The 12,650-nt window shown below is 52.7% G+C and carries 11 protein-coding genes and 2 tRNA genes; 6 read left to right on the top strand and 7 right to left on the bottom strand.

Features of this window, described 5'->3' with window-relative positions:
• The first annotated feature begins 183 nt into the window (after window positions 1-183).
• Window positions 184-645: an OB-fold protein gene (locus tag ACFQ1Z_RS05040; protein ID WP_379056102.1), complete on the top strand. Its 462-nt coding sequence runs from the start codon at window positions 184-186 to the stop codon at window positions 643-645.
• 104 nt (window positions 646-749) lie between these two features.
• Here the strand turns inward: ACFQ1Z_RS05040 and ACFQ1Z_RS05035 are convergent.
• Window positions 750-825, bottom strand: a tRNA-Asn gene (locus ACFQ1Z_RS05035).
• A 229-nt stretch (window positions 826-1,054) separates the two neighbouring features.
• On the opposite strand from ACFQ1Z_RS05035, the gene ACFQ1Z_RS05030 reads away from it, so the two are divergent.
• The gene (locus tag ACFQ1Z_RS05030) at window positions 1,055-1,621 is read left to right on the top strand and encodes a hypothetical protein (RefSeq protein ID WP_379056100.1); all 567 of its coding nucleotides are present in this window, start codon (window positions 1,055-1,057) and stop codon (window positions 1,619-1,621) included.
• 98 nt (window positions 1,622-1,719) lie between these two features.
• Here the strand turns inward: ACFQ1Z_RS05030 and ACFQ1Z_RS05025 are convergent, their stop codons facing one another.
• Together ACFQ1Z_RS05025 and ACFQ1Z_RS05020 are read right to left on the bottom strand one after the other, a co-directional pair.
• Window positions 1,720-2,934 (bottom strand): pyridoxal phosphate-dependent aminotransferase, encoded by a 1,215-nt coding sequence (locus ACFQ1Z_RS05025; RefSeq protein ID WP_379056098.1) that lies wholly within the window; start codon window positions 2,932-2,934, stop codon window positions 1,720-1,722.
• Window positions 2,935-3,063: 129 nt separating this feature from the next.
• A complete protein-coding gene (locus ACFQ1Z_RS05020; protein WP_379056097.1) occupies window positions 3,064-4,083 on the bottom strand; it encodes a trypsin-like peptidase domain-containing protein in 1,020 nt (339 codons plus the stop codon).
• 157 nt (window positions 4,084-4,240) lie between these two features.
• Here ACFQ1Z_RS05020 and uvrB point away from each other — a divergent pair, with 157 nt between their 5' ends.
• Genes uvrB through ACFQ1Z_RS05000 form a run of 4 tightly spaced genes read left to right on the top strand, consistent with a single transcriptional unit; the run spans window position 4,241 to window position 8,044 of the window.
• On the top strand, window positions 4,241-6,274 hold the full coding sequence (gene uvrB, locus ACFQ1Z_RS05015) for an excinuclease ABC subunit UvrB (RefSeq protein ID WP_379056095.1): 2,034 nt from the start codon (window positions 4,241-4,243) through the stop codon (window positions 6,272-6,274).
• The gene (locus ACFQ1Z_RS05010; protein WP_379056094.1) at window positions 6,271-6,537 is read left to right on the top strand and encodes a SemiSWEET transporter; all 267 of its coding nucleotides are present in this window, start codon (window positions 6,271-6,273) and stop codon (window positions 6,535-6,537) included. The genes uvrB and ACFQ1Z_RS05010 overlap by 4 nt, the downstream gene beginning before the upstream one ends.
• Window positions 6,538-6,589: 52 nt before the next feature.
• Window positions 6,590-7,459 carry a UTP--glucose-1-phosphate uridylyltransferase GalU gene (gene galU / locus ACFQ1Z_RS05005; protein WP_379056093.1) on the top strand — a complete coding sequence of 290 codons (870 nt, stop codon included), beginning with the start codon at window positions 6,590-6,592 and terminating at the stop codon, window positions 7,457-7,459.
• 33 nt (window positions 7,460-7,492) lie between these two features.
• Entirely contained in the window at window positions 7,493-8,044 is a 552-nt protein-coding gene (locus ACFQ1Z_RS05000) for a hypoxanthine-guanine phosphoribosyltransferase (protein ID WP_379056091.1), read from the top strand.
• Between the two features lie 128 nt (window positions 8,045-8,172).
• On the opposite strand, the gene ACFQ1Z_RS04995 is transcribed toward ACFQ1Z_RS05000, so the two are convergent.
• From ACFQ1Z_RS04995 to ACFQ1Z_RS04980, 4 genes are all read right to left on the bottom strand, one after another.
• The gene (locus ACFQ1Z_RS04995) at window positions 8,173-9,630 is read right to left on the bottom strand and encodes an acetamidase/formamidase family protein (protein ID WP_379056090.1); all 1,458 of its coding nucleotides are present in this window, start codon (window positions 9,628-9,630) and stop codon (window positions 8,173-8,175) included.
• Window positions 9,631-10,245: 615 nt separating this feature from the next.
• Window positions 10,246-10,336: transfer RNA gene (locus tag ACFQ1Z_RS04990), tRNA-Ser, on the bottom strand.
• Window positions 10,337-10,448: 112 nt separating this feature from the next.
• The gene (locus tag ACFQ1Z_RS04985) at window positions 10,449-11,831 is read right to left on the bottom strand and encodes an ATP-binding protein (protein WP_379056089.1); all 1,383 of its coding nucleotides are present in this window, start codon (window positions 11,829-11,831) and stop codon (window positions 10,449-10,451) included.
• A 14-nt stretch (window positions 11,832-11,845) separates the two neighbouring features.
• Window positions 11,846-12,607, bottom strand: coding sequence for a response regulator (locus tag ACFQ1Z_RS04980; protein ID WP_379056088.1), 762 nt, complete (start codon window positions 12,605-12,607; stop codon window positions 11,846-11,848).
• Window positions 12,608-12,650 lie beyond the last annotated feature (43 nt).

Here is a 12,650-nt window from a genome sequence, read left to right as displayed (position 1 = left end):
ACTAGGGTAATAACATGGAGCGGATATTCGCCAAGATAGTTGCATCCATCATAAAAGTCAGCGCTGCTTAGATTTATGAGTGTTGAGTTAAGTGTTAAGGTTATAAGCTGTGGCAGCTAGCACATGATAAAAACTTCAGATAATTCACTGAGCAGTGACTGATTATTCAAAATGGAGATAACAATGAAAAATATTAAATGGGTTTTGGGGATATTGGCAGTGCTTATCATCGCCTGGCTGATAGTGGGGGAGTCGTTCAAAGAAACAGAGACGCAACAAACTACGCAACAAAACACCGGGCCAAGTGACGATGCGCCACCTTTTGAAACCACCGCAGCTGAAATCGCAAAAGCCTATGCCAGCGATAGCGTGGCAGCAGATGAAAAGTACAAAAATAAAGCTTTTATTGTCAGCGGCAGTGTCGTCAAGAAGGATGCTGATGCATCTGACCATGCGGTACTGGTACTCGAAGGTGGCGGGGACCCTTCGCTGGAGCCACACTTCATCTTGGCTGACAGTGAAAAAAGCAAGGCAGCTGAGCTACAAAAAGGGCAAGCAGTAAAACTGCAGTGCTATGGCAAAGGTGAAGTCGCCAAAGTCGCGCATGCTGAAGATTGCGAATTGTTGTTTATTGATTGGAAATAAAACCGGACTGGATGAAACGGCCTGCTGATTGATCATCCACAACGTGCTTGGCAACGCTGAGCCAAAAGCAAAAGGCCTTGCATTTCTGCAAGGCCTTTTTAATTTGGCTCCTCAACCTGGGCTCGAACCAGGGACCTACGGATTAACAGTCCGGCGCTCTACCGACTGAGCTATTGAGGAATCGGTACGTCGTTTGAAGGCGCTATATTACTGAGAGCGTGCCCCTTGGTCAACCACTTTCTGCGAATTTCTTTATATTTTTCTATGTGCCGTTTAAATGCCGGTTTCGCTAATAAACTAGCTGTGAAAGTCAAGGGGTTTACCCGGCCAGAATGCCGCTTTATTACCCAAATGGGCCAATTTTTTATTGTGCCAACGTCGTTTATAATGAGCGCAACAGGAGATTACTATGCGTACAGTATTAGGAAAAGTCGTTGGTCTGGCCGGTGCTGCAGAAATTGTCGATCAGCAGGGTCAGCATCATTTGCTGAAAGCGGGCGATGCCTTGCATGAGGGTGACCAGTTGATCACAGTGGCCGGGGCGCAGGTCACCATGCAAGTGGGCAATGGCGAGCTGGTGCAATTTGCCGAACAGCAGGCGATCAAGCTGTCTGAAGTGTTGTCTGCCTCGCCTGAGCTGGTGGATATCAGCGAGCATGCCGTGAATCCGGCGGTGATACAGCATTTGCTGGCTGCCTTGCAGTTGAATGATGCAATCGATTTATCACTACCTTTGACCAGCACTTTGCAAGACGACAGCAGTGCTTTCGTTTCTATCACGCATGCGTCTGTCACTGAGCGGGTATTGCAGCCTGATGCGCTGAATATCCATGATGTGTTGATTAGCGGCGACAACCATGCGGCCTTGCCTGCAGCGGTGATGCCGGTGACGCAGCTGGCGGATCTGATGACACAGACTTCAACTATCGATATCGGCCTGCCTAACGGCCCGATCAAAGATTTTCTGAATGATTGATGCCCTAGTGTTAAACCTACCTAAGTGGTAAAACTAAAGTGTTAAAACTAAAAAAGCGCCTGAGGCGCTTTTTTATTGTCTGCTATCTAGAAAACTGCTTAAACGTTGAGTGCTTTTTCTATCCTGTCCAAAGCCTCACGCAGGTTGTCCATGCTGGTGGCGAATGAGATGCGGAAATAACCTTCGGCACCAAAAGCAGAGCCAGGCACTACGGCGACGTTATGCTCTTCGAGCAGGTATTCAGCCAGGGCCATATCGCTGGTTTCCTTGATCTTGCCGGCCTGGTGCAGATTGCTGATCGCCTGGCGCGCATCCGGGAAGGCATAAAAAGCGCCGCCAGCCATCAGGCAGCTCAGGCCAGGCATGGCGTTAAAGCGGTCAACTACATATTTATGCCGCTCTTTAAATGCAGCCACCATAGGCTTGATACAGTCTTGTGAACCGCTCAGGGCCGCTTCCGCTGCATATTGCGAGATCGAAGCCGGGTTGCTGGTCGACTGGCTTTGCAGGATCTCCATCGCCTTGATGATATAAGCCGGGCCAGCTGCATAACCGATACGCCAGCCGGTCATGGAATAGGCTTTGGAGACGCCGTTCAATACGATACAGCGGTCTTTCAGGCCAGGCGCGGCATTGAGGATGTTATGGAATTTTTCGCCAGTCAGGTTGACGTGTTCATACATGTCATCGGTGGCGACCAGTACATGCGGGTGCTTGAGCAATACTTCACCCAGGGCCTTTAATTCATCCAGGGTATAAACGGCGCCGGTAGGGTTGGACGGCGAGTTGAACATCACCAGCTTGGTGTGGCTGTTGATGGCGGCTTCCAGCTGGGCAGGCAGCAATTTAAAGCCTTGCTCGATACCGCATTCCAGGATCACCGGTTTAGCTTCGGCCACCATGGCGATATCGGCATAGCTGACCCAGTAAGGTGCCGGAATGATCACTTCATCGCCCGGGTTTAACACGGCCAGGCAAAGGTTGAAAATGGTTTGCTTGCCGCCTACGCCAACGATCACTTCATTGACCGCATAATCAAAACCGTTTTCGTTTTTGAATTTGTTGACGATGGCTTTTTTCAGCGCCGGGATGCCGCTGACGGGTGTGTATTTTGTGTAACCGGCATCAATGGCGGCTTTGGCTGCGTCCTTGATATGCTGCGGGGTATCGAAATCCGGCTCACCTGCTGCCAGGCCTATGATAGGGCGGCCTTCAGATTTATATCTGGCGGCTTTGGCCGTGATCGCCAAAGTAGGGGATTCTTTAATGGATAAAACACGCGCAGACAGCACGTTGGCGGCAGGTTTGCTCAAAATGGCTTCCTTGTTGGTCGGTGTGCACAAGCAGGCAGCAGACGCCTGCAAAAAAATGAAAAACGCAACATTTTACGCAAAAACGACCTGTCGTGGAAGCCAGCGAGTAGCGTTTTTTACCGCTTTAACTCATTGTTTCTGGCAGTTTTTCTCGCAATGCAGGTAATTCTGGTACACAGACACCAGCAGCGGGTCGATTTTCTGCAATTGCAGTTCAACATCTTTGACTGTTTGATTATCGCCAAGTAGCTGGGCGACTTCGCCACGCCTGAACCAGGCTTCGACAAACTGGCCGTCCAGGGTCACCGCTTTCTGGAAAGCCAGGGCGGCAGCATCCAGCTGTTTCAGCGATTGTTCGGCCAGGCCCAGGCTGAACCAGGCATCGGCGTTATTGGTTTCCTGCTGTGTCCACAGCTGGCTTATTTGCTCTAGCTTAGGCCAGTCCTGGCGCGATTCAGGCACGGCGGCGCGCATGTAATAAGGCTTTTTATCTTCGTCTTCTTCCCACAGCGCTTTGCCACGCACCGGGAACTCGCTAGTGGCTGGCATCTTCTCCAGCGTCTCCAGCCATTCCACCGGCAGTGCAAAGTGTATGCTGCCGCCATGGCCGGCGGTTTTAAAAGTGTTGATGCCGACCAGCCGGCCTTCCATATCAAACAGGCCACTACCGCTGGCGCCCATGAGGAACTTTGCGCTGCTGCGTATCATATTGCCGGAAGGGGTAGGGTACAGGCCCTGGATCTCACCTATAGAGGTGATGGGCGCGGGCACCCCGTTGGAGTGGCCGATCGCGCTGATCTCCTGCCCGCGCACTAGGGCGTAGCTGTTGCCGCGCACTACCGGTTTGAATGGCAACGTAGGCGAGCTGACCACGCACAGGTCGTGCCAGACATCGGCGCGCACACTGGTGATAGGGTAGGTGTCTTCTCCGCGCGACACCCAGGGTTGTTTGGTGGCGCGCAAGACATGGCAGTTGGTGACTACAGTATGGTCAGCGATGATCACGCCCGAGCCATACGCCATGCCGCCGTTCTCGTTGTAGCCGCGTATCATGACCACGCCGAAATAAGCTTCCATCATGGCCTGCTGGTTGTAAGCCTGCGCTGCTGAAGAGAGTAGTACTATGCAAACCGATAACAGAAGCTTCAAGCGATTCCCCAGGGTGATTTTGCAGGCATTCAAAAAAGGACCACTTTTCACCGCTAAAAGTTCGCTGAATTGCCTGCGCTTTCAAATGTAAATGACGCGCCTGATGAACTAAAAACGGTTAAAATGACACTATTGTATATTTCATCAGATTGTTTTTGTGATCGTCACCTTTCCAGGTAGCAAGTTTGAGTTGCATCAGCCTTTTCCACCGGCTGGTGATCAGCCTCAGGCCATTGAAAAACTCACCAAGGGCATAGAAGATGGTTTGAAGTTTCAGACCCTGCTCGGCGTGACCGGCTCGGGCAAGACTTATACCATGGCCAACGTGATCGCACGTACCGGCAAACCTGCCATCGTCATGGCACCGAACAAGACCCTGGCGGCGCAGTTATACAGTGAATTCAGGGAGTTTTTTCCTAACAATGCGGTGGAATATTTCGTCAGTTACTACGATTATTACCAGCCCGAAGCCTACGTCCCCTCACGCGACCTATTTATCGAAAAAGACTCCAGCATCAACGAGCATATCGAGCAGCTGCGGCTTGCCGCCACCAAAGCCTTGCTAGAGCGTGAAGATGCGGTGATCGTGGCTACCGTGTCTGCCATTTACGGTATCGGTGACCCCGGCGAATACCATGGCATGGTGCTGCATGTGCACCAGGGCCTGAAGATCGCGCAGAAAGATGTGGTCGCGCGCCTGATCGCCATGCAGTATGACCGCAACGATTTTGATTTTGGCCGTGGCTGTTTCCGCGTGCGCGGCGACATCATTGATGTGTTCCCGTCTGAAAACAGTGAAACAGCGGTACGCATCAGCCTGTTTGATGATGAGATAGATAGCATACAATTGTTTGACCCACTGACCGGCCAGGTCTTCAACAAGATCCATAACTTCCGTATTTTCCCTTCCAGCCATTATGTGACTGCGCGTGAAGCGACCGTGCGGGCGATGGAAACCATCAAGGTCGAATTGCGCGACCGCGTGGCGACTTTCCTAGCGGATGGCAAACTGGTAGAAGCACAGCGCATTGAACAGCGCACGCGCTTTGACCTGGAAATGCTCAACGAGATCGGTTTCTGCAAAGGCATTGAAAACTACAGCCGCCATCTGACTGGCCGCAACCCCGGCGACCCGCCGCCGACCCTGATCGATTATTTACCGGCGCAGGCGCTGATGATCATAGATGAAAGCCATGTCACCGTGCCGCAGATAGGCGGCATGTACCTGGGTGACCGGTCACGCAAGTCCAACCTGGTCGATTACGGCTGGCGCCTGCCTTCAGCCATGGATAACCGTCCGCTCAAGTTTGAAGAGTTTGAGCGCATCATGCGCCAGTGCGTGTTTGTCTCGGCCACACCGGCAGATTACGAAAAGAACCACCAGCAACAAGTGGTGGAAATGATCGCACGTCCCACCGGCCTGGTCGACCCGAAAATCATAGTCAAACCGGCGGATACGCAAGTGGATGACCTGCTCGGCGAGATCAAGGAGCGCGTGGCGGTAGGTGAACGTGTGCTGACCACCACGCTGACCAAACGCATGGCAGAAGACCTCACCGATTACCTGTCTGAACACGGCGTGAAAGTGCGTTATCTGCACAGCGATATTGAAACGGTAGAACGGGTGGAGATCATACGCGACCTGCGCCTGGGCGAGTTTGATGTGCTGGTGGGTATCAACCTGCTGCGCGAAGGCCTGGATATCCCTGAAGTATCGCTGGTGGCGGTGCTGGATGCAGATAAAGAAGGCTTTTTGCGTTCGGAACGCTCACTGATACAGACCGCAGGCCGTGCCGCGCGTAACCTGAATGGTAAGGTGATCTTTTACGCCAACAAGATCACTCGCAGCATGAAGCTGGCGATGGACGAAGCCGATCGTCGGCGTACGATACAGGAAGCGTTCAATGCCGAGCACGGCATCACCCCTAAAGGCGTGTCCAAACGTATCAAGGATATCATTGAGGGTGTATACGACAAGGATGAGGCACACCGCGAGCGTAAGGCCGCGCAAGAGCAGGCCAGCTATGAAAACATGAGCGAAAAAACGCTGACCAAAGAACTGAAGCGTATTGAAAAAGCCATGCACGACGCAGCCAAGAACCTCGAGTTTGAAAAAGCAGCCCAGTTCCGTGACCAGTTCAAAAAGCTCAAGTTGCAGGCTTTTGGTGCCGAAGTAGAAGATTTGAAATGATCAGCTTAAATGCCTGTATTGGGTCTATAGCGGCCATCTGCACTACGTTAGCATTTGTGCCACAGGTGATCAAATCATGGCGCACGCGCGACCTCAGTGGTATCTCGCTGCCTATGTACACCATCTTCACCCTGGGTGTCATTTTATGGCTGGTGTATGGATTATTAATAGGTGATTGGCCGGTGATCATTGCCAATGCGGTCACTGCAGTACTGGCAAGTGTGGTTCTTTTGTTAAAATTGAAATCAATTGCACGCTGCTAATGTCAGATTGATATTATTTTTTTTATAACTAGAAATTTCTTAGGATATGACCATGAAAAGAATTACAAAAGCCGTGTTTCCTGTTGCCGGGTTAGGGACCCGTTTTCTGCCGGCGACCAAAGCCAGCCCCAAGGAAATGTTGCCCATCGTAGACAAACCGCTGATTCAATACGCCGCTGAAGAGGCGATCGCCGCTGGTGCCACTGAACTGATCTTTATCACCGGCCGTAACAAACGTTCTATCGCCGACCATTTTGACAAAGCCTATGAGCTGGAAGCCGAACTGGAAGCCGCCGGTAAACAGAAATTACTGGATATCGTACACAGCATCCTGCCTAAAGGCGTGAGCTGCGTGTTTATCCGCCAGTCACAAGCGCTGGGCCTGGGCCATGCTGTGTTATGTGCCAAACCTGTCGTTGGTGACGAACCATTTGCCGTGCTGCTGGCAGATGACCTGCTGTGTGGCGATGTTTCTATCACCAAGCAGATGGTGGATGTCTACGAGCAGAATCAATGCTCTATCCTGGGTATAGAAACAGTTGCGCCTGAAGAAACCAGCAGCTATGGCGTGGTGGATGCGGTGGCGGAAACCGATGATCTGCTGTTAGTCAAAGGCATGGTTGAAAAACCAAAACCGGAAGAAGCGCCTTCCAACCTGGCGGTGGTCGGCCGTTATGTATTATCACCACGTATTTTTGACTGCCTGGAACACGTTAAGCCAGGCAAGGGCGGCGAGATCCAACTGACTGACGGTATCTCTGCGCTGATGGAATTCGAAAAAGTGAAAGCCTACCGCTATAAAGGCAAACGCTATGATTGCGGTAGCAAACTGGGCTTTATGCAAGCCAACGTTGAGCTGGCATTAAAACATGATGAGATCGCTGACAGCTTCAGGGAATACCTGAAAACACTGGCGATTTAAACCTGCATTCAAGTCAGTTTTATCTAAATCACTATGCAAGATCCTAATACCCGCTCGCCAGACTATTGGCTTGCCAACTCTGAGTTGGTGTTCAGTGCAGACCAGGTAACGCACGCATTGGACCAGATAGCCCAAGCCTTGCAGGCCAGGCTGGCCGCTCAACCCATATTGCTGTTATGCGTGATGCGTGGTGGGCTTTACCTGGCCGGGCAGCTCATGCAAAGGCTGCAACTGCCGGCGCGCCTGGATTACCTGCAAGCCAATCGCTACCATGGCACTGCCGGCAGTGACATCGTCTGGGCCAGGCTGCCGGAGTTCGACCTCAGCGGGCAGACTGTGGTCGTGCTGGACGATATCCTGGATGAAGGCATCACGCTGGCGGCAGTGGTGCAGCATTGCCAGCAGGCGAATGCCAAACAGGTGCTGACTGCCGTGCTGACTGAAAAAGATAATGGCCTGACCAAGCCGCTGCAAGCAGACGTGGTCGGCTTAAGCGTACCCAACCGCTACGTGTTCGGCTGTGGTATGGATGTGTATGGCTGGTGGCGCAACTTGCCGGAGATCCGGGCGCTGAAAGAAAGCTAAGCCGTTTTTTAAAAAAGAAGAAAGCCGGTTTGCTGCAAGCAACCGGCTTCTTTTATTTTGGGCTGGCGAGCTATCCCCAAACGCTAGCCAGACCATAATCAGGTTTTGTGGGATCAGATCTTGTGGGATCAGGTTTTGCGTGGCGGGAATATACTTTTTTTCACCAGGGCATGTACGCCCCAGTTGCCATCCACTACCTGGGTGATACCAAAATCCACAGCAATAGACATCAGCGAAATCGCCTCATCTTCACTTAATCCCTGCGTACTCATGAGGAAATCCCGCATCTTGCGATAAGCATCGCGCAAAGCCAGGTCGACTGACGATTTGGCAAAGATGCTGTTTTGCGCATCCGCACCCAAGTCAGCCAGGTAGTTAGGGTAGCTGAAACCATGCAGCAACCATTCATCCTGCGTTTCCAACAACGGATATTTCAGGCTTTCCAGCGGCGTGCCGGGCAAGCTGGCTTTTTTGTGCAGTATCAGCTGGAAAGTGCCGGTGAGCGAGCATTCGATCGCGGTGCCACACAGCTCAGAATCACCTTGTGACGCATGCGGGTCACCGACCGAGAATAAACCGCCTGCCACCGACACCGGGTAATACAGGGTCGCGCCTTTGCCTATGCGCCAGTTATCGATATTGCCGCCGGTATAACTGGGCGGGATAGAGTTGACCATATCTGCCTCGGCCGGTGCCACGCCCATGGTGCCAAAGTGCGGGCGTATGGGCACGCGCACATTTTTAAGTACATTGTGGTTTTCCTGTATGGTTTTGTGGTCTACCGGCACGCCTGGATAGTCTATGATAGGGTGCACCACGCCAAACGGGTCGGTTTGCGGTGTCCAGCGGAAGTTATACACGGCACTGGCATAATTTCTTTCGCCGGTGGCATCCACCTCATAGATAGTGATGACTTCGCGTTTTTTGGGTTCTTCTACCGTGTCGCCGTAGTGAAAGCCCCACCAGGCAGCGGCATTACTGCCAAAGGCCTTGCCTTTATATAGCGGATTGGCACTGGCTCTGGGGGTGACATCTACAATACGCACTTCCAGGATGTCACCAGGTTCAGCCCCTTTAATGGCAACCGGCCCGGTGCAGATATGCACGCCCAAACCACCACCCGCGCCGACCTTGGCATTCATGGCACCTATGCCGCGGCGGTCCACGCCCTTGCGTTTGCTGTCCCAGTAAAAAACACTTTCTGCGCCAGGGTCACCGCGCACCATGCGTTCGGCGTCATCATTGGCGTGGTGGGTCAGTGTCTCCAGCGTCACATAATCACCGGATTCAACCTCTATCAGCGGTTTGAGCGACTTGCTGAAAAAGCCCCAGTGCACGGTTTTATCGTTGGCTGGCACATAGTAATGACTGGCCCGCCCGGCGCCGGCACCGACTTTTGGGCTTTGAGCGAATGCACTCTGTGACATAGTGATGCCCAATGCGCCCAGGGCCGCCGTACTGCCGCCCACCGCAAACGCATCTTTCAGGAAAGAACGCCTGGCCTCGTGAAACTCCTCTTTGACCAGCGCCTCGTTCTCTGGGGTGACGCCATGATTACAACCGGGACTACAAGTATGTTCCGCCATTTTAAAAGACTCCACTGAGTTAAAAATACATAAATACTTTTATTCAAGATCGCCTGATTTTGAATTACTGGTCGTGGGCGGATGGCGGGTTGTATGCGTGTGCAATAACTGCATAAGTTAACCATCAGCCAAGCGTGTTAATGTTGCTGGTTGATGACCCTATGCTCGCATCTAAGCTATTGTTTATTAATACGTTAAACAACGTAGTCCAGTTAGACAGGCTGATATTTTTAATTGAATAGACTTAACGCAGCCACTGAGCTTGCAAGTGGCTTGAATGAAACACTGGCGTCACGGGGTATGTCTATGCGCATGCGCAGGCATCAAAAAGAAAAGGCACCCTGTAACAGGTGCCTTTAAACTCGGAGACTACATACAAACTAAATTGGGGATGGGGCTGATTCGCCCAGGATAAAACAAGTCGCCTTATTTCAGCCTGTCCTAGTCGGCAAATTAGCCCTTAGTCAGAATGCCGGGAATCATTAATTGTGTATATGGGAGTTATTCCCGAATTTTCGCTATCGGTGCTTGCACGATCGCAGGCAGGTATTTGGGGATTTTTTTAAGGCTAACTGTACGCTAGTAGATGCGCTTTGAACGCTGTCCCGCTAGCGCTGGCGGAGAAGGAGGGATTCGAACCCTCGATGCGCTTTCACGCATGCCTGATTTCGAGTCAGGTACATTCAACCAGCTCTGCCACTTCTCCGATTTTGCGCAGGCATTCACTGCCTGGCAAGGGCGATAGTCTACACCGGGCGCATGGCGGGTTTCAATATAAATCTGGCTAGCCAGTGTGCTGGGCTGGTTGTGCTCGCGGCTCAGTTCAAAGGCAGTTCGATATGGATGACGAGCCCGGACGCAGGCGCCGGTTTGTTGCTGAGTGTCATGCTGCCGCCGTGTTTTTCAACGATCATGCGTGCGATCGATAATCCCAGCCCGGTGCCGCCAGTGTGGCGCGAGCGTGAATCTTCCAGCCTGCGGAATGGTTCCAGCACGGTTGCCAGTTCTTGTTGCGGAATGCCGGGGCCTTCATCGCTGATGATGCAGATCACGCGTGTGTCTTCGCGGTGTATCGCGAGAGCGGGCGATTTGGCGTAGTGTATGGCATTGTTGAGCAAGTTATTCAGGCAGCGGGTGAGCAGGTGTGCCGAGCCCATGATGGTGATGGCTTCTGCCGGCAATGTTTTGTTGATAGGGTAGCCTGCTTCTTCAAAATCATCGCACACGGCGTTGGCCAGGGCGGTCAGGTCTACGCGGTTCTTATCTATGCTTTCACTGCATAGGCGAGCAAAGTCCAGGCCTTCACGCACCATCTCCTGGGTAGCGGTGAGGTCGTTGACCAGGCTTTGCTTGAGTTCGGCATCTTTGACTTTTTCCAGCCGCAGGCGTAAGCGGGTCAACGGGGTCTGCAGGTCATGCGCGATCGCACCGAGGATAAAGCCGCGTTCCTGCACATGGTTGAGTATGCTGCGCTGCATCTCGTTAAAGGCTTTGGCGGCATGGCGCACTTCAGTGGAGCCCTGGTTTTCAGGCAGGGGTGGATGTTCTATATTGCGTGCCAGTTGCAGGGCCGCGTTTGCCAGTTTGCGCAAGGGCTGGGTTGCTACCGAGGCGACCACCCAGATGATGCTGATCAGCCCGAGCAAGGCCAGCAGGAAGGCGAGCGGGTTACGCTCTGGCGGGTGGCCGGGAGGCGGTCTATGGCCACCGTAACGCAGCTGGATCAGCACCGGCGTTTCATCCTGCAAGTGCGTATATACCGCCAGACAATAGCCTTGCAGGTGTGGCGGCGTAGGGCCAAAGCCGGAAGGCGGTGGGGGCGGGCGGTTGCGCGGGGCGCACTGATCCAGCGCCAGGATGCCGAGTTGATCGGCGATTTCTGGCACCAGTAAAGTATTCAGGTTGGCCAGTTCGGCAGGCAAGGACTCGGCGTTTTGTGGTGGCCTGGCGTGCAGTTTCAGGCTGCTGCCCATGCGGTTGAACACCTGCTGGATCTCCTGGCGCTTTTCTGGCACGGTGATTTCAAGGATGCGTATCATGCTTTCGACCCGGTCAAACGCAAACTGATCACGCAGCCTTGATTCATTGACGCGTGAGTCGCGCTCGCCCAGCATATTGACCACGGTGGCTGTCAGCAGGATACCGATGACAGTGATGAGGAAGATTCTGACTGACATCGCCCCTAGCAGGTTTTTCAACATAGCCTTAAGCCTCATTATTTGAGATAACGCACATCGGCGGTGAGCAAGTAACCTTCATTGCGCAGGGTTTTGATCACAGTGGGGTTTTTGCTATCGACTTCGACCTTTTGCCGTATGCGGCTGATCTGCAAGTCTATAGACCTGTCAAACGGGCCGGCTTCACGGCCGTGCATTTCTTCCATCAGCTGGTCGCGGCTGAGCGGGCGGTTGGCGTGCAATAACATAAAGCGTAAGAACTTGAATTCTGCGTTAGAGAGCGGGATGCTGGTATTGAGTTTATCGATCAATGTGCGGTTCTGAATGTCCAGCGTCCATTCGTTAAAGGCAATAAAGCGCATAATGCCGTTATCCAGCTCTTCTGCGTGCTTGCCGGAATTTTCAGCTGCCATGCGGCTACGGCGCACTACGCTGCGTATACGCGACAGTAATTCCAGCGGTTCGAACGGTTTGGCAACATAATCATCCGCGCCCGTCTCCAGGCCCATAATGGTATCCAGCGAGCTGCTGCGCGCTGTGAGCATGATGATGGGGATGCTATGGTATTTGGGCGATTCACGCAGCTCGCGACACAGTTCTATGCCATTGCGCTGCGGCATATTGATATCCAGGATGACCACATCAGGCACTTTCTGCTGCAACACCTGCCACATCTGCGCATGATTAGCGGCCTGATGGGTGCTCAGCTGATTCTCATGCAGAAAATCACAGAGCAGATCGCGGATCGCGTCATCATCATCTACCACCAGTACATGGGTTTCGTGGCTGGTTTCTGTCATCACTGGTTATCTCTATGAATTGAAGTCAATATTTGAGCACAAA

Source organism: Methylophilus luteus (assembly GCF_042676265.1).
In the GTDB taxonomy this organism is placed as follows: Bacteria; Pseudomonadota; Gammaproteobacteria; order Burkholderiales; family Methylophilaceae; genus Methylophilus; species Methylophilus luteus.
This window is presented reverse-complemented; position numbering and strand designations above follow the sequence as displayed.